Annotated in this window: 15 protein-coding genes; 11 read left to right on the top strand and 4 right to left on the bottom strand. The window is 38.5% G+C overall.

The features are described from left to right. The first annotated feature begins 257 nt into the window (after positions 1–257). The 3 genes from ACO4R2_RS05970 to ACO4R2_RS05960 all read left to right on the top strand — a co-directional run bounded on the left by ACO4R2_RS05970 (position 258) and on the right by ACO4R2_RS05960 (position 4779). A complete protein-coding gene (locus tag ACO4R2_RS05970; protein ID WP_484769546.1) occupies positions 258–1730 on the top strand; it encodes a DUF262 domain-containing protein in 1473 nt (490 codons plus the stop codon). A 165-nt stretch (positions 1731–1895) separates the two neighbouring features. Continuing rightward, entirely contained in the window at positions 1896–4208 is a 2313-nt protein-coding gene (locus tag ACO4R2_RS05965; RefSeq protein WP_484769545.1) for a DUF262 domain-containing protein, read from the top strand. A gap of 4 nt (positions 4209–4212) precedes the next feature. Continuing rightward, positions 4213–4779 (top strand): metallophosphatase domain-containing protein, encoded by a 567-nt coding sequence (locus ACO4R2_RS05960; RefSeq protein ID WP_484769544.1) that lies wholly within the window; start codon positions 4213–4215, stop codon positions 4777–4779. 166 nt (positions 4780–4945) lie between these two features. Here ACO4R2_RS05960 and ACO4R2_RS05955 read toward each other — a convergent pair whose 3' ends face one another. After that, a complete protein-coding gene (locus ACO4R2_RS05955; protein WP_347719263.1) occupies positions 4946–5131 on the bottom strand; it encodes a hypothetical protein in 186 nt (61 codons plus the stop codon). Positions 5132–5595: 464 nt separating this feature from the next. Here ACO4R2_RS05955 and uvrB point away from each other — a divergent pair, with 464 nt between their 5' ends. From uvrB to ACO4R2_RS05930, 5 genes are all read left to right on the top strand, one after another. Next, positions 5596–7623: an excinuclease ABC subunit UvrB gene (gene uvrB / locus ACO4R2_RS05950; protein ID WP_311490958.1), complete on the top strand. Its 2028-nt coding sequence runs from the start codon at positions 5596–5598 to the stop codon at positions 7621–7623. Between the two features lie 63 nt (positions 7624–7686). Then, positions 7687–8805, top strand: a complete 1119-nt coding sequence (locus tag ACO4R2_RS05945; protein WP_484769543.1) for a hypothetical protein — start codon at positions 7687–7689, stop codon at positions 8803–8805. Positions 8806–8823: 18 nt separating this feature from the next. Further along, positions 8824–9267, top strand: coding sequence for a ribose 5-phosphate isomerase B (gene rpiB, locus ACO4R2_RS05940; RefSeq protein WP_311490956.1), 444 nt, complete (start codon positions 8824–8826; stop codon positions 9265–9267). Between the two features lie 87 nt (positions 9268–9354). Next, the gene (locus tag ACO4R2_RS05935; RefSeq protein ID WP_311490955.1) at positions 9355–9627 is read left to right on the top strand and encodes an HU family DNA-binding protein; all 273 of its coding nucleotides are present in this window, start codon (positions 9355–9357) and stop codon (positions 9625–9627) included. Between the two features lie 263 nt (positions 9628–9890). Beyond that, entirely contained in the window at positions 9891–11519 is a 1629-nt protein-coding gene (locus ACO4R2_RS05930; protein WP_311490954.1) for an Rne/Rng family ribonuclease, read from the top strand. Between the two features lie 138 nt (positions 11520–11657). Here the strand turns inward: ACO4R2_RS05930 and ACO4R2_RS05925 are convergent, their stop codons facing one another. From ACO4R2_RS05925 to serC, 3 genes are all read right to left on the bottom strand, one after another. Beyond that, positions 11658–12908, bottom strand: a complete 1251-nt coding sequence (locus ACO4R2_RS05925; protein ID WP_347719267.1) for a DUF1015 domain-containing protein — start codon at positions 12906–12908, stop codon at positions 11658–11660. 90 nt (positions 12909–12998) lie between these two features. Continuing rightward, positions 12999–13919, bottom strand: a complete 921-nt coding sequence (locus ACO4R2_RS05920) for a 3-phosphoglycerate dehydrogenase (RefSeq protein ID WP_347719268.1) — start codon at positions 13917–13919, stop codon at positions 12999–13001. 91 nt (positions 13920–14010) lie between these two features. Continuing rightward, the gene (gene serC, locus ACO4R2_RS05915) at positions 14011–15078 is read right to left on the bottom strand and encodes a 3-phosphoserine/phosphohydroxythreonine transaminase (protein WP_484769542.1); all 1068 of its coding nucleotides are present in this window, start codon (positions 15076–15078) and stop codon (positions 14011–14013) included. 268 nt (positions 15079–15346) lie between these two features. Between serC and ACO4R2_RS05910 the strand changes: the two genes are divergently transcribed. The 3 genes from ACO4R2_RS05910 to ACO4R2_RS05900 all read left to right on the top strand — a co-directional run bounded on the left by ACO4R2_RS05910 (position 15347) and on the right by ACO4R2_RS05900 (position 18779). Continuing rightward, positions 15347–17506 (top strand): elongation factor G, encoded by a 2160-nt coding sequence (locus ACO4R2_RS05910; RefSeq protein WP_311490966.1) that lies wholly within the window; start codon positions 15347–15349, stop codon positions 17504–17506. Between the two features lie 139 nt (positions 17507–17645). Further along, positions 17646–18179 carry a hypoxanthine phosphoribosyltransferase gene (gene hpt, locus ACO4R2_RS05905; protein WP_347719270.1) on the top strand — a complete coding sequence of 178 codons (534 nt, stop codon included), beginning with the start codon at positions 17646–17648 and terminating at the stop codon, positions 18177–18179. Positions 18180–18209: 30 nt separating this feature from the next. Beyond that, a complete protein-coding gene (locus ACO4R2_RS05900) occupies positions 18210–18779 on the top strand; it encodes an adenylate kinase (protein WP_311490949.1) in 570 nt (189 codons plus the stop codon). Positions 18780–18888 lie beyond the last annotated feature (109 nt).

Here is an 18888-nt window from a genome sequence, read left to right as displayed (position 1 = left end):
TTCGGTTTTAGCTCAAGGCCGAAAGGATGCGTGTGCGGTTTAAGAAACTCATGAAAGAGTGCTTCTTAAACCGAATTAGGGTTTTTAAGCTCTATCTGAAAATAGAAGATTAAATGAGATTTAGGCTAATGAAGCATTTTTATTATATTTGTAGCACTAACGTAAAAATCTAATTATTAAAGTTATAGATACACTATATGTGCTGTGTTTAAAAAGCACTTTGGGGGTCTGCAAGGTAGATAAAACTTGATGATAAAATGAAAACAACTATTACTTTACAAGAATACCTTTCTAAAGGTAAAACCTTTGTCATTCCTGATTATCAGCGTGGCTATATCTGGGGACAGGAAGGTAGGAGCAAGACAAACGCCGTAGAGTATCTGATGAATGATTTGATACAACGGTATGAGAACAGATTTGAGGTATTCCTTCAAGGGGTTACTGTTACGGAGTACGAAGATGAAATCATACTCATTGACGGGCAGCAACGCACCACCTTTCTTTATCTTTTACTGAAATGGTTGGGATATAGCGAGAAGTTTGATATAATGTACAAGGTTCGTGAGGCATCGAGCAAGTTTCTTAAAGAACTTAACTTGGAAGATATTGAGGCTGATGAAAATGAACCTTATCAAGACCATTATTTCTTTAAGAAAACGCTTCGCATCATTGCAGACAAGCTTCAGGATATAGATAAAGAGGCGTTCTTAGCCTTCGTACTCAAGAAAGTAACATTCTTGTACATCAATGTTCCCAATGAAGAGCAAGCCAAGAGAGTTTTTACCATGATGAATGGCAATAAGGCTGTTATGCAGCAAGAAGAAATAATCAAAGCAGAGATACTGCGCCTTGCATCATTAAGTGAAGAGAAATCAGGCGGTATAGCGCACGAATGGGAACTAAATATGCTTAGAAGTCGTTATGCTCGTGAATGGGATAAGTGGCTACACTGGTGGAACAGAGAAGACGTGAAACGCTTGTTTAGGTGCGATAACACTATGGGACTGCTCATCAGCACTTATCTTTCGATGAAGACAAAAGAAGTACTCAACTTTGAAAGTTTCAGAAATTCTTGTCTACCAAATGGCACTCCCTACGATGCAAAGATGGCGTTTGATGAGCTTCGACGATTACAAAAGCAGTTTGAAGATGCTTTTACCAATCCTGTTACCCACAACCAAATAGGTGCTATCTTATTGATAATGAGAGAGGACAGCAGAAGAAAGTTTGTTCAATATTATTTTGTAAATAAGCAAAATGATGAAAAAGCCTTGAAGGATTATTATATGCTTGCTTTCTTGGGTATGACGCACGATGAAATTATAAAGAAAGATGCAAAAAGCTTTAGCGAGAAATATGAGAATACTTTGAAAGCTTTGAACGATGACTTCCTGTATATACAAAATTCTGAAAAAGCTTTTCAATTCTTGCTTAGGCTGAATATAGATGAAGACATCAAGCAGGAGAGAGTCTTCATTTTTGATATATGGAGCAATCGTTCTTTGGAGCATATCTATCCTAAATCGAAAGTAGGACATCAAGACGAAGAGGGCAAATGGTTTAGAGGCGATGATAAAGAATGTAGCGAGGAAGATATTACGCTAAAACGTGAGGATATTACGACCGCAGACGGACTTACAACAACTGAGCATAGCATCGGCAACTTGGTACTGCTCTATAAGAATGAAAATTCGATGTTTAACAACAGTGATTTTGAGGAAAAAAAATAATGTTCTTCAACCCAAGCCGAAAAGAACTGTTCAAGAGCCGTCATCTTTTACACACAATATGTGTATTTGCTGAAAGAGGCGGTTGGAACGGAACAGCCATATCAGAAAATAAGAAGGCAATGATAGAGAAATTCGAAAACGATTACCAAGAATTGAAAGAAAAGTATGATGAATAAGATAAACTTTATAACAGGGACAAACTACACTTTGTCAGAGCTATTCTCTGATGAAGGAAAAATTATCATACCCGATTTGCAGCGAGATTATTGCTGGGGAGATGAGGTGCATACCAAAAACAAGATTGAATTGGTTAGTGATTTTACAACCAATCTAATACAATCATTTGAGCAAGAGCAACGCAATAAACTCAACCTTGGCTTAATATATGGGTATGAATCACTCGAAAGCCATATTCAGCTTTGTGATGGACAGCAACGCATCACAACCTTGTACCTCTTGATAGGAATGCTTAATAAAAAGGTAGAGGGTAATCCTTTTAGAAAACTCCTCATCTCTGATTATGAATATCTCAAAGATGATAAAGAACCTTACTTGCAATATTCCATTCGCGAGTCGTCGCTCTACTTTCTTAGCGATTTAGTTTGCCATTTCTTTATCGAAGAAGCGAATGACAAGGAGAATGTAAAGTATGTAGAGAATATCGAAAGCGCACAATGGTTTTTCAACGATTACAAGGACGATGCAAGTATCCAAAGTATGTTGAGGGCATTGAAAAAGATGGAAACCATACTTGGGGATAAGACAGCCGAATGGTGTTATGAGTTTGGAAAATTCCTCACTACACAACTCACCTTTATGTATTATGATATGGGCAACCGTAAGAACGGAGAAGAAACCTTTGTTGTAATCAATACAACGGGCGAACCACTGACGGCAACCCAAAATCTGAAACCATTGGTTATTCATGCTGACATCAATAAGGGATATGCGAGAACTGATGCCGATGGGCATACATCTACAATAGCTATCGACTGGGAAGAGATAGAAACATGGTTTTGGAAAAATAGAGGTAACGGCAACGATACGGCAGAAGCTGGGTTTGATGAGTTTCTGAGATGGGTGACAATGTCTTACGCTGATAAAGAAACATTACAACAAGTTTTGAAGCAAAAGACAGCTCACTTTCCTTACGAGAAGATAGCTTTTAAAAAAGTTTATGAGTGTTGGAAGGTTACACAATTTCTGTTTAATGAATGGGGTAACACCAAATATCCAAAGAAAGATTTTCTTTCGCCTAAAGAGAGTGAGAAAGCCATCAGTCAGCTTGATTGCTTCCAATTACTTCCGTTAATGACCTACTGTCTACAATGGAATGTTACCGAAGCAAAAGATAGCAACTTGCTGCGTTGGTATCATTTCTTGCACAATATTGCAAGGAAAAGCGATGTAGGTAAAGCGGTCAATGATTTGGTTTATGATGCTATCGAGATGGTTAAAAGCTATCAAGATGTTTTGGAGCTAATAGAAAACAAGAAGTGTCTTAAAATCTCTGAAACCATTCTGACAGACGAAGAAAGGCTGAAATTAACCATCCTGAAGGAGAATATTGGTGATAGAGAAGCGATAGAAGAGGCTTTTTGGAAGGCTCAAAATAGAGATGAGATAAAGAGCCATCACATCTGGGCAGGCGAAATAAAACCACTTATCGACTGGGCTACTGCTGAGAACGGTTTTCATCTTGACGCGTTCAATGGCTATTTAAATATGTTTGATAGATTGTTTGAAGGCAATTGCGAAGATAACATCGATCTTGTTAGGCGTGCGCTGCTAACTCGCTCATTGGCAAACTACCCAATTAAACAAGGTAATGAATTTAACTTCGGATGGGGCTGGGCTGATTGGCATCAACTGATATGGGAGAACTCGGAAGCGTTCAGAAAGTTTTTTGATGATTGTATAAAGAACGCAGAAACAGATCTTGAAACCTATTTGAAATCATTGTGCGACGAGTTCCCACTAGAGCAAGATTGGGCAGAATTTGTGCATTGTCCTTATCTGCTTGAGTATTGCAACACGAAACACACTATTTGTAATGATGGCAAAAACCATATTTTGGTCAAAAACTCTTGGAGCAAGCCATTTGCAGTAAAGAATGCCCACTTATTGTATTCATTAGGTGCAACGTGGCAGAATGGTAACATATTGTTCGATGAGAAATATCCTCAGTGGAGGGTTTGGTATTATCAAGGACAAATAGGCAATTGTGTTGTAATAGAGAATACTGAAAGAAATGTAGCAATAGATGTTGTTTGCTCTGTTACAGAATGTACAATTACACTCTTCCGTAGAAAAACAGATGAAGAGAACATAAGAGAGTACTTTAGCACTATCTGCTCAACGCCTGAATGGGAATGGAATGGAGAGCGATGGAAGAAAATGATTGATTATAAATTAGACAACGGAAAAGTTCGAGATGTCTTAGATGAGTTGATAGGCAGAATAGAACAAATGGACTAAGAGTATGACTATTGTTCAGATTTCTGACACGCACAACTGTCATCGGCAACTGGCTAATCTGCCAGCTGCCGATGTTCTTGTGCATTGTGGCGACTTTACCGATATGGGTACAGAGCAAGAGGTATTCGATTTCCTTAACTGGCTGATAGAATTGCCATATAAGCACAAAGTTTTTGTTACTGGTAATCATGACCTTTGTTTATGGGAAGCAGCTGATATTGAGGGTTTGCCCAGCAACATGCATTTTCTTCAGGATAGAGGTTGTGAGATAGAAGGGATGAAGTTCTATGGCTTAGGTTACAACCATTCAGAACAATTGATACCAACCGACATAGACATCCTTGTAACGCATGAGCCTCCATGTATGATTTTAGACAAATCCAACGGGACACATTGGGGCAATGCTCCGTTGAAAAACAAGGTGATGGATATAAGCCCTAAGTACCACTTTTTTGGTCATGCGCACGAGGCATACGGTACAATAAAGCATGGAGAAACAACATTCTCAAATGCTGCAATTCTTGACGACCATTATAAAATGTGCCATCAGCCTAAAGTGTTCTGTTTATAAAGACCACTTTGGGCTATACGGTTAAGTCTATATCTACCGTAACTTCTACTTCAAACTTCCTCACCCATAATGAATTGAAGATTGAAAAATCTAATATATCGTTCAATTTACTGCAAGCGTGGATAAGGTGCATGTCCTTACTCCATTCCAAATCCAATCACTCGTTCTAATTATCATTATCCGACATCCATATCTCCTCATCTTCTTTGATTATCCTTTCGCAGTCGGCCATGCTTTGAATACGATACCCCGGTATCGAAATACCGTCGTTATAGCTAGGCATATAATGATCGATAACTCCACTTAGTATATCCCACACTTTCTTAGCCCTATCCGTCTGTATAGGGTGCATTGCTGGATATTCGTAACCTAAAAAGCAATATCCATTCACTTCTATATCGCCTTTGCAATTGCCTTTGCTTAATGCGCGATAGGTATTGATGGTTTGCGTGTTTTGATGAGGGCAGTTTTTGCGGCTTGATTAAACTCTTCCAAGAATATTTTAACCCCAATTCGGTTTAAGAAATTCCCTTTCATGAGTTTCTTAAACCGAATTGGGGTTATTAGTAAGAACCGACAAACTTCAAAGAGTAAAGTTTCTAAAGCTAAAACACTTCTGAAGAAAATAAAGAAAAGCAATATAGATAATCGAAGATATCCTTATGGTGACAGAAAATATGATAAGAATATCATTTGTCCCCATTGCATCGCCTGAGTTGCATTTACCTCTCAATATCTGCACACGTTCTAGCAGACAGTTTATAATTAAATTAGAAAAGATGTCTTACCTTTGTGGGTTCTAAGGATAAAAACATAATGAATGAGTTTATATTACATTCCGCCTATCAGCCAATGGGTGATCAGCCTGAGGCTATCCACCAGCTTACAACCTGTGCTAGAGAAGGAGCCCGCGCACAGGTCCTTCTAGGTGTAACTGGATCGGGAAAGACTTTTACAGTAGCTAATGTTATTAAAAATCTCAACAAACCTACGTTGGTATTGAGTCACAATAAAACATTAGCGGCACAACTCTATCACGAATTTAAAGGATTCTTTCCTGAAAATGCAGTAGAATATTATGTATCTTATTATGACTATTATCAGCCAGAAGCCTATATTGCTCAGACTGACACATATATTGAGAAAGACTTAGCGATCAACGAAGAAATCGATAAGTTGCGATTAGCATCTCTTTCAGCTTTGCTTAGCGGTAGGAAGGATGTTGTCGTAGTTAGTTCTGTTAGTTGTATTTATGGTATGGGAAATCCCGCAGCATTTTATGAAAATGTGATAGAATTAAAAGTAGGCAAAGCATTTGTACTCAACACCTTATTACGAAGATTAGTAGACGGACAATATATCCGTAATGATGTTGCTCCAAAAGCTGGAGATTTTCGTGTAAACGGTGACACTGTCGATATTTTTTTAGCTTACTCTGATGATATTCTTCGCATAACATTTTGGGGAGACGAAATAGAAACAATCGAAGAAATTGATGCACAAAGTGGAATTCGCTTAGGAAGTTTCGATCAATACAAGATTTATCCTGCAAATCTTTTCTTAACATCAAAAGAGACGCAAGAACTGGCCATCCGACAGATACAGGATGATCTCATGTTGCAATGTGAGAACTTTGAAAACATGGGAAAAACATTAGAGGCAAAACGACTGAGTGAACGTGTGAACTATGATATAGAAATGATTAGAGAATTGGGACATTGCAGTGGTATTGAAAATTATAGCCGGTACTTTGATGGTCGAAAAGCAGGAACTCGTCCCTACTGTCTGTTGGATTTCTTTCCAAAAGACTTCCTCATTGTCATAGATGAAAGCCATGTGACAGTCCCTCAAATTAGAGCCATGCGCGAAGGAGATCGTAGCAGAAAAGAAGCCTTAGTGAATTACGGATTTCGTTTGCCAGCAGCACTCGACAACCGACCACTAAGTTTTGATGAATTCCATGATATGGCGAATCAAGTAATCTACATATCAGCTACACCTGCAGATTATGAACTGCAGGAAGCTGAAGGAGTTGTTGTTGAACAAATAATACGACCTACTGGCCTGCTGGATCCACCTATAGAGGTACGCTCTAATGATTTCCCCGTAGACGATCTAATGGATGAAATTAGAACCTGTATCCATCTTGACGAACGTGTACTTGTAACTACCCTAACGAAAAAGATGGCAGAAGAATTAAGCGAATATTTCATTGAAGTAGGTATTAGAACGGCTTATATACATAGTGATGTCGACACCCTAGAACGAGTGCGAATCATGGAAGATCTTCGCCGAGGAGTGTATCAAGTTCTAGTGGGGGTTAACCTATTGCGTGAGGGACTAGATCTTCCTGAAGTTGCTCTTGTAGCTATTCTTGATGCAGATAAAGAGGGTTTTCTTAGAAATGCTCGAAGCCTCACACAGACAGCTGGACGTGCAGCCCGTAATGTAAACGGTCGTGTCATCATGTATGCCAACAAGGTTACAGGAGCTATGCAACAAACAATTGATGAAACAAATCGTCGCAGGGCCAAACAAATAGAATATAATCAAAAACATGGTATCCAACCTTCTCCAATCAAGAAGAGCATTGGTAGGAATGAATTAGCCAAGATTTCAGAAGAACAACAGCAGGAGAAAGACATTTATAGAGAAGCGCTATCAGGAGATTTTAATAATACCACAAGTATTGCAGCAGAAGCTGATGCTATTTACGGAGCAGAAGAACCGCTCGAACAACGGAAGGAACGTCTTCAGAAAATGATGACGGAGGCAGCTCACAAGTTTGATTTTATCTTGGCTGCTCAAATACGAGATGAGCTATTAGCACTTGACAAGAAATAAGTAATTATTTGTATTTCAAGTTTAGAAAGCATAACTTTGCAACAAACGAAATCGAACAAGGCTATGATGAGAAAAGCAAATTTATGGAATAAAATAATGAAAGCTGCACTAACTATCCCTGGTGTATGCGTTGATCGTAAAGAGTTTCTCTCTTCCACTCTCAACGAAGCGCTCCCCCCAGACAAGATAAGTAAAGTACTGGAGTTACGTCCTGCCGCAGTCATTAAATGTTCTGTCATTGATAATTTAGCAACACGCCTTATAAAATACCACACTCGTGCAGTTACAACACTTTCAACTCTAACGGGAATTCCTGGTGGACCGACCATCTTGGCATCTATCCCGACGGATTTAGCACAATATTATTACCACGTCTTTGTTCTTGCACAAAAGCTTGCATACTTATATGGCTTTCCTGACCTTAGAGAAACAGATGAAAAAGGAAATCCACAAGTCACGGACGACATGATGGATATGCTTACCCTCTTCGTTGGCACGATGATGGGGACTGAGATTGCAAACAAAGCACTGCGCGATATTTGTTTAGACCTTACAATACAAATATCGAAGAAAGTACCTCAAAAAGTTCTTATCCGCTCTATCTACTACCCACTAGTCAGACAAGTGGCTCAACACATAGGCGTTGATCTCTCTAAAAACTCAGTACCAAAAACCATTGGAAAATTCATTCCAATTATTGGCGGCATTATTTCAGGAACCGTCACCTACGCAACATTTTATCCTGGTGCACAACGTTTGCAAAAGACCTTACACACTCAATTCGATTTATTGGGAGCAGAGACTTCTAAAACAAAGATGCAGATGCCAACAGATGACATTGAGCACCTCGTTGTCAAAGCACTGATTAATATGAGCTCTATGAATGAGCTGAATAAAGAGAAGAAACAACATTTTATCTTCCACTATATACAGCATACTACACTTATAAATACAGAAAAGGAATCCTTTGCAGAGAATCTTCGTGAAGGACATGTATTCAAAGTAGATTTCAGAAAATTTAAGGACGACCCTCTTTGCTCCACTCAACTAATGAGACTACTTACCGAGATCATTCATATCAGTAATAAAATCAGTGTCAATGAAAAAATTTATTTGTATAAAATAGCTCGTGAGCTTAATTTCTCAGTATCAGAAACAGAAGAATTTCTTCAAAAAAAATAATATACAAATCATATAATTATGTCAGAAAAAATAGGACTAGCCTGCGATCATGCAGGCTTCAAACTAAAAGAATTTGTCAAAACTTATCTAAAACAAAAAGGATTAGAATGGGAAGATTTTGGGACAAACTCAGAAGAAAGCTGCGACTATCCCGACTATGCCCACGCTTTAGCCACTGCAATTGAAAAGGGAGAAATAAAACGCGGCATTGCCATCTGCGGTAGTGGAGAAGGTATTAGCATGACTCTCAATAAGCATCAAAAAATCAGAGCTGCACTCGTTTGGATTCCAGAAATTGCTCATCTCACCCGGCAGCATAACGATGCGAACGTTTTGTGTATGCCAGGTAGATTTATCAATGAAGAAGAGGCCAAGAATATCATGGACGAATTCCTCTACACTGCTTTTGAAGGAGGACGCCACACACGCAGAATTGAGAAAATTCCCATTCCGAAAGCGTGATTTTCGAGCTTCTTCTTTGTGCTTCAAGCCTTTTGCACTATCTTTGCACTCGCTAAAAATAAGTAGAAACAAACAATTGATGCAAAAATGACTAAAGCAGATTTAGTATACACCATTTCTGAAAAAACAGGATTGGATAAACGCACTGTTCTCAATATAGTTGAAGCCTTTATGGAGACAGTGAAAGATTCTCTCGCTGAAGAGAAAAATGTTTATCTCCGTGGATTCGGTAGTTTCATTCTCAAGAAACGTGCACAGAAGACGGGACGAAACATCACTCGGAACACAACGCTCATTATTCCTGAACACAATATTCCTGCGTTCAAACCCTCGAAAGAATTCAGTCAACTAGTAAAATAAGATCATTCACATTTTAACGGTAAAAAATATAAGATTATGCCAAACGGTAAGAAGAAAAAAAGACACAAGATGTCTACACACAAGCGTAAAAAACGCCTGAGAAAGAATCGTCATAAGAGCAAGTAGTCTCCAAAGACGACTCATTAATTGAGGATTGCGAAACAGGATTCAAACTTCATGGAGACACCTTCATAGAGTCATCCTATTTCTCAATTCTCTTTTTTGTAAACTACGAACTAAAACATTAAACCTCACAAAAGATTATGACAAGTGAAGTAATAGTAGATGTTCGCGCCAAAGAAATCTCGATCGCTCTACTTGAAGATAAGCGCCTCGTCGAATATCAACAAGAAGGACGTGAAGCACATTTTTCTGTGGGTAATATCTATCTTGCAAAAGTCAAAAAAATCATGCCAGGGCTTAATGCTTGTTTCGTGAATGTCGGATATGAGCGAGATGCATTCCTCCATTATCTAGATTTGGGTATTCGCTATCGCTCATTAGATAAATACATGAGCCTACTGGGGGATGGAACAAAAGACGTTTCCATCACAAAAGCTCTGGGACAAAGCGATCTTGAAAAGGAAGGAAGCGTTCAGAATATTGTAAAACAAGGACAAGAAGTACTCGTTCAAATTCAAAAAGAGCCAATATCTACAAAAGGCCCTCGTGTAAGTTGTGATATTAGTTTCCCAGGAAGATTTCTTGTCCTAATTCCTTTTAGTGACAAGATCTCCGTTTCCTCAAAAATCAAGAGTAGTCAAGAGCGTGCTCGCCTCAAACAACTTATTCACAGTATTAAGCCAAAGGGGTTTGGTGTCATAATCCGAACTGTTGCAGAAGGCAAACGAGCAAGCGAACTCGACTTGGAAATCAAAATCCTTCACCGACGTTGGGAAGAGACTATCAACAAGGTGCGGAAAGCACGTCAAGCACAAAAGAAAATAGAAGCTGAAGCAAAATCTCCACAACAAGCCTTACAAAATTATAGACCAACCCTTTGCTATGAAGAAACGAGTCGAGCTGTGGCTCTGCTTCGTGATCTCTTCAACCCCTCTTACGAAAACATCTATATTAACAATAAAGAAGTTTTTGATGATATTCGTGCCTATGTTTCCATGATTGCTCCTACGCGCCTAGATATCGTAAAATTGTATCAAGGAAATGTCCCTATTTTTGATAATTTCTCCGTTACTCGACAGATAAAAAGTTCCTTTGGTCGTACTGTAACTTACAAACATGGTGCATATCTAATTATCGAACACACTGAAGCTCTTCATGTGGTCGATGTCAATAGCGGTAATCGTTCGCGTTCTCCTGAAGGACAAGAAGTGAATGCACTTGATGTAAACTTAGGTGCAGCCGATGAACTTGCCCGCCAATTACGTCTACGTGATATGGGGGGAATTATTGTTGTTGACTTTATTGACATGGCTCAACCAGAAAACAGACAGAAGTTATATGAACGCATGGTAGAAAATATGAAGGGCGATCGCGCCCGTCATAATATCCTTCCTTTGTCTAAATTTGGACTTATGCAAATTACGAGACAACGCGTCCGCCCCATAGAAGAGCCTAATGTTGAAGAGATCTGCCCTACTTGTGGAGGTTCAGGTAAAATAAAGCCAAGCATCCTCTTTACTGACTTACTTGAAGGAAAAATACGACAATTATCACAACAGCTTCATTTCAAGCGAATCCGACTACACGTTCATCCTTATGTTGCTGCTTACCTCAATAAAGGTTTAATTTCTCTTAAACGAAAGTGGCAATTTAAATATAAAACAAGCATACAACTCACTCCCGATGAAGGACTAGCCTATTTACAGTATCAATTCTATAATGACAAAGGCGAAGAAATCGATATGAGAGAAGTTAAAGAGATGGCATAAAGTCATGTAATAAAAAGAAGGCAAAGTTCATCAAAGCTTTGCCTTCTTTATTTCATTAAGTGATACCACATTAACTCTGCAAAATTAATAATATATATCACGAAAGTTATATGCTCAACGTAGAATTATTTACGAAAGTCAGTTGTCGAGCTTATGAATTATAAGGCCACTGCGAAGTTTTGGCTCAAACCATGTAGCCTTAGGGGGCATAATCCGACCTGCATCTGCAATAGCAATAATTTGCTGCATCGTAACAGGATATAAAGCAAGTGCAGCTTTCATTTCACCACTATCTACACGACGCTTCAATTCGCCTACGCCGCGGAGACCACCAACAAAATCTATACGATGATCCCCACGTAAATCTGTAATATTAAGCAGTTTATCAAGAATCAATCTAGACGAAATATCTACGTCAAGGACGCCTATAGGATCTGACGGTTCAAAGGTACCAGGACGAGCCTGAAGCTTATACCAATGCCCTTCTAAATAAAGAGAGAATTCATGAAATTGTTGCGGAGCATATTCTTTAATACCGAGATCTTCAACAATAAAGTCAGCATCAAGTGCTGCAAGAAACTCCTGTGGAGTAAGTCCATTCAAATCTGTAACAACACGATTATAACCAAGGATTGTAAGTTGATTTTCAGGGAAACATACAGCCATATAGAAATTATATTCTTCCTCACCTGTATTTTTAGGATTCTGCTTAGCTATCTCCTGGCCTACTAGAGCTGCAGCTGCAGATCTATGATGCCCATCAGCAATATAAAGAGCATCCATCTGCTCAAATTCAGCAGTAATCATAAAAATATCTTTCTCGTCTTCAATTAGCCAAAAACGATGTCCAAACCCATCTATAGGAGCAATAAAATCATACTCAGGCTTTTGAGTGGCATAACGATTTATGATTTCCGTAAGTATAGGACGCTCTTTATAAGCAAGGAATACAGGCTCTATATTTGCACGTGTATTGCGGATATGCTTCATTCGATCTTCCTCTTTATCACGACGAGTTAGTTCGTGCTTCTTAATTACATTATTAAGATAATCTTGGACATGACAACAAACAACAAAACCATATTGTGTATACCCATTCATTGTTTGCGCATAAAGGTAGTAGTTTTCCTTTTTATCTTGTAGAAGCCAGCCTTTTGCTTGAAATTTTAAGAATTGTTCTGCTCCACTTTTATAAACGCGAGAGTCATACTCACTAGTTCCTTCAGGAAAATTGATTTCAGGTTTAATAATATGATAAAGCGACATTTCATTATCGCCAGCTTCGGCACGTGCCTCATCAGAATCTAGTACATCATAAGGACGACATTCTATTTGCTCAACTAATTCTTTGGGAGGACGAATTCCCTTGAAAGGTTTGATTCTTGCCATAAGATTTTGAAATGAATTATTTTAAAGATAAAAGATAGGATAAAAGGAGATGAGTTCATTAAATATCTCATCTTACACATTGTATAATACTTACTTATTAACTTGGAAACGAGTCACTCCGTCTTTGAAAAAATCAACAATCTGATTTGCAGCTGCAAGCCCTGCATTGATATTAGCCTCTGCAGTTTGAGCTCCCATCTTCTTAGGAGTTGCAAAGTAGCGATCGCCGAGTTTTTCGCAAGCCTCCTTATCGGCTGCAAGTTGAAGATCACTAATATAGCGCAAATCTGTACGCTCTTGTAAAATACTAATGAGTTCAGATTCATTAATTACATCTTGACGAGCTGTATTAACAAGAATTGCATTTGGTCTCATGGAAGCAATCAACTTAGCATTAATACTATTCTTGGTCTCTGGAGTAGAAGGAATATGAAGACTTACAACATCACATATACGGAATAATTCTTCTGCGGAATTCACTTGTATTACGCCGTGCTGAACAAAAATTTCTTGCGGACAATAAGCATCATAAGCATAAACTTCCATTCCAAATCCTTTAGCCACACGAGCCACATTTTGAGGAACGTTTCCAAAAGCTAAAAGTCCTAATTTCTTACCCATCAATTCCGTTCCGGATTTGCCATTATAATGATTACGAACAGTAAATAGAAGAAGGCCAAAAACAAGTTCTGCAACAGCATTTGAATTCTGTCCAGGAGTATTCATTACAACAATACCATGTTGCGTTGCAGCTTGCAAATCAACATTGTCAAAACCTGCACCAGCACGGACAATAATCTTCAATTCTGGAGCAGCGTCCATGACTTCAGCATCAATTTTATCAGAACGAATGATAATTGCATTCGCATCTTTGACTGCCTCAAGTAACTCTGACTTTTCTGTATATTTTTCTAACAAAATTAGTTCAAATCCTGCCTTTTCTACAATTTCTCGAATACCTTCAACTGCGACAGAGGCGAAGGGCTTTTGCGTTGCAACTAAAATTTTCATAGTCAATAATAAATAAAAGTTAGTAAAGGATAAGAGAGTGACAAGTGAACAGATACTAAGAACTGTTCAACTTGTCATTCTGTAATTATTTTTAATGCTTTGCTTCAAAATCCTGCATACAAGCAATTAAAGCCTTAACACCTTCTAATGGCATTGCATTATAGCATGAAGCACGGAAGCCACCCACATCACGGTGTCCCTTGATTCCCCAAATACCACGTTCTAGGGCAAAAGCAAGGAATTCGGATTCTAGCTCTTTATACTCGTCTACCATAACGAAGCAAATATTCATACGGCTACGATCTTCTTTTACTGCTGTTCCCGTAAAACACTTATTACGATCAATTTCGGCATAAAGTAAGTCTGCACGTTCTTGAGCACGACGGTTCATTTCTAAAACACCGCCTTGAGCTTTTACCCAACGAAGTGTTTGCAAAGCTGAATAAATAGGAATCACAGGAGGTGTATTAAACATAGAACCCTTCTTAACATGAGTACGATAATCTAGCATTGTAGGAATAGTTCTACTAACCTTACCAAGAGCTTCATCTTTTACAATTACAAAGGTTACGCCTGCCATAGATATGTTCTTTTGTGCTCCCCCATATATCATCGTATACTTACTTACATCTACTGGACGAGAAAGAATGTCACTAGACATATCACAGATAAGAGGAATGGGAGATTCAAAATCTTTCAGATATTCAGTACCATAAATAGTATTATTAGAAGTAACATGTAAATAGTCCGCATCTCGTGGAATCTCAAAATTCTTAGGGTAATATGTAAAATTTTTATCCTTTGATGACGCAACTTCCACAACATCTCCAAACAACGTCGCCTCTTTTAGAGCTTTTGTTGCCCATACACCTGTATTTACATAAACTGCTTTTTTTTCGAGAAAGTTGTATGGGATCATACAGAACTCTAGACTTGCGCCACCTCCGAGGAATAATACACTATACCCGTCAGGAATGCCTAAAAGCTCTTTCATAAGATCTCGAGCCTCATCAATCACAGCCTGAAATTCTTTACTACGATGGCTCATTTCCATCAGAGATAGACCTATGTCATTAAAGTCCACACATGCTTCAGCAGTAGCTTTCATAACTTCCTGCGGGAGAATTGAAGGGCCCGCACCAAAATTATATTTCTTCATGTCCGTTGAATAATTAGATGTTAGTTAAACAATTATTTCGTTGGCGAATGTAGGGAGATTTACTGGTTTCTCCAAATAATGCGAATAAATTTTCAAAAAAGTATAACTTCATATTTATACAAATAGATTTCACAGTCAAAAATATGTTATACAACATGGTTTTTATATTTTGCCAACTTCAAAATTCTCACTACTTTGCGGCCGAAACAAATTTACAACTGCGGGCACACCGCATAATACCTATTCAATAAAACAAAAAGCCATCACTATGAAAGTTTACGATTCTCACGACATTAAGAACATTGCCCTGTTAGGTAATGACGGCTCAGGTAAGACCACACTAACTGAAGCTTTGCTCTATGAGAGTGGTCGCATAAAACGCCGCGGGCGCATCACCATGAAAAATACCGTTAGCGACTATTTTCCTGTTGAACAAGACTATGGATATTCAGTCTTCTCCACTATATTCCATGTAGAAAGAAATAACAAGAAATTAAATATCATCGATTGTCCTGGATCTGATGATTTTGTTGGTGCGGCTATTACGGCACTTAATGTCACAGATACTGCGATACTTCTTATAAATGGTCAATACGGTCCAGAAGTAGGTACGCAAAACCACTTCCGCTACACAGACAAACTTCAGAAGCCTGTTATCTTCCTCGTCAACCAATTAGATTCTGAGCTCTGCGATTATAATAATATAGTAGAGCAACTACAAGGTATTTATGGATCAAAAGCTATTCCTGTACAATACCCTGTAAAAACGGGGCCAGACTTCAATTCGTTGATAGACGTTATTCTCATGAAAAAATTAACATGGGGAGAAGAAGGTGGACAACCTACAATAGAAGACATTCCTGCAGAGGAAAAGGAACGAGCACAAGAAATGCATAAAGCATTAGTAGAAGCTGCAGCAGAAAATGACGAAAACCTCATGGAAAAATTCTTTGAAACAGAACAACTTACTGAAGATGAGATGCGTGAAGGTATTCGCAAAGGAATGGTCACTCGCAGCATTTTCCCTATATTCTGTGTATGCGCGTATAAGAATATGGGGGTCGGTCGCTTAATGGAATTCCTTGGTAATGTAGTACCATTCGTTGACGAAATGCCTGCAGTACATAACACAAGAGGTGAAGAAGTCTTATTAGATCCCAAAGGGCCAACAAGCGTTTATTTCTTTAAAACAGGAGTAGAACCACATATCGGAGAAGTACAATACTTTAAAGTCATGAGTGGTACTCTAAAAGAAGGAGATGAACTCACAAATGCAGACAGAGGCACAAAAGAACGCATAGCACAAATATTTACTTGCGCAGGAGCTCAACGCGATAAAGTAGAAAAAATGCTAGCTGGCGACATAGGATGTACAGTCAAGCTAAAAGACGTACGAACGGGAAACACTCTAAACGGAGCAAATTGTGAGAATCGTTTCAATTGGATAAAATATCCAGAGCCCAAATACATACGAGCCATTAAAGCTGTCAATGAATCTGACACAGAAAAGATGATGCAAGCCATTCAGCGCATGCGTCTTGAAGACCCAACATGGGTTATTGAACAAAGTAAAGAGTTAAGACAGACTCTTATCAAAGGACAAGGAGAATTCCATCTTCGTACACTTAAGTGGCGTTTAGAAAATCTCGATAAAATACCCGTTGAATTCTATGAACAAAAAATTCCTTATCGCGAAACAATCACTAAGTCTGCAAAAGGAGATTATCGACATAAAAAACAGTCCGGTGGTGCAGGACAATTCGGTGAAGTACACTTAATTGTTGAACCCTATCATGAAGGAATGCCAGATCCCACAAGCTACAACTTTGGTGGACAGGAAATTCGTGTTAACATCAAGGGTAAAGAAGAAATTCCGTTAGAATGGGGTGGCAAATTGGTATTTATTAACAGCGTTGTTGGCGGAGCTATTGATACTCGATTTATGCCTGCAATTCTTAAAGGTATCATGAGCAGAATGGAGCAAGGGCCATTAACAGGCTCTTATGCCCGTGATGTTCGAGTTGTAGTTTTTGACGGAAAAATGCACCCAGTTGATTCCAATGAAATTTCATTCACTTTAGCTGGTCGAAACGCCTTCAGTCAAGCGTTTCGCGATGCAGGTCCTAAAATTCTTGAACCCATCTATGACGTTGAAGTTTTCACACCAGTAGAAGCAATGGGTGATGTAATGAGCGATTTACAAGGTCGTCGAGGTATGATTATTGGTATGGTAGATGAAAATGGCTATCAGAAGTTATCAGCAAAAGTCCCCTTGAAAGAAATGTCTAACTACGCCACTACATTAAGTAGTTTAACAGGTGGTCGTGCTAGTTTCATTATGAAGTTTGCTTCTTATGAACTAATACCTACAGATTTGCAGAAGAAACTCATTGAAGAGTTCTCAAAACAGAACGAAGAAGAAGCATAACACTTCTAAAAAGCGAAGAGCCCTCCATTTCATCTTGGAGGGCTCTTTTTATAGATCCCAATACCGTATAAAAAAATAAGAGTAATTTGGAGTTTCTTCATACTTATTGTACCTTCGCAGCAAATTTTCTAAAACAAGTATGGAAACTATTCAGGTAAAGGACAAAACTTTCACCGTTTCAATTTCTCGAGAAGAGATTCAGAAGCGCGTCTCAGAAGTAGCAGCACAAATAAGTAAAGACCTTAACGGCAAAAAACCGCTATTTCTTGCCGTACTGAATGGTGCTTTTGTTTTTGCAGCAGATTTAATACGAGGAATTTCTACCGATTGTGAAATTACGTTTGTTCGGTTGGCCTCCTATACAGGAACAAAATCAACAGGCATCGTAAAAGAACTTATAGGTTTAAATGAGAACATAGAAGACCGCCATATTGTTATCGTTGAGGATATTATTGATTCAGGTAAAACCATGGAGGAATTATTAGCAATGTTGCAGGCACGTCATCCAGCCAGTATCAAAATAGCCTCACTCTTAGTAAAACCAGGAAATTTGAAGGTAGATCTCGACATTCCTTATTGCTGCTTCAAAATCCCCAACGACTTTATTGTAGGTTACGGGCTTGATTATGATGGTGAAGGTAGAAACTTACCAGAAATATACACCATCAAATAAGAAGAAACACACAAAAGGATAATTCAAAATATGAAAAATTTAGTTATTTTTGGTGCTCCAGGCTCAGGCAAGGGGACTCAAAGTGATCTTTTGGTTAAGAGATATGGTTTTAAACACATCTCAACAGGTGATGTCTTGCGTGGAGAAATAAAAAAAGGCACAGAGCTGGGAAATACTGCTAAAAATTACATTGATAATGGTCAGTTAATTCCAGACTCGCTGATGATTGACATTCTCGCAAGTACATACGATAGTCTATGTCCCTGCGATGGTATTATCTTTGATGGTTTTCCTCGTACCATACCTCAAGCAGAAGCATTAAAGAAGATGTTAGCTGACAGAAATACTGAAGTTAGTGCTATGCTCGAGCTTGATGTTCCAGAAGAAGAACTTATCGCTCGACTTATCAATCGTGGCAAAACTTCTGGCCGCGCTGACGATAACGAAGAAACAATTCAAAAGCGTTTAAATGTCTATAAGAATCAAACAAGTCCTCTCATTGAATGGTACACTTCTGAGGGACTTTGTCATTCTATCAAGGGTATTGGTTCTCTCGAAGAAATCGAAGCAGCTCTTTGTAAAGTTATTAACGAACTCTAAAATCATTATACACAAACGAATTACACAATACCTCACCAATAGTGAGGATGTGTAGTTCGTTTTCTTTTTATTCAAATTTTATCTAACCTCTTTGGTCTCACTCGAAGAA

The organism is Alloprevotella sp. (assembly GCF_057240785.1).
Note: the sequence above shows the minus strand (reverse complement) of the source record. Positions and strands in the feature narration are given on the sequence as shown.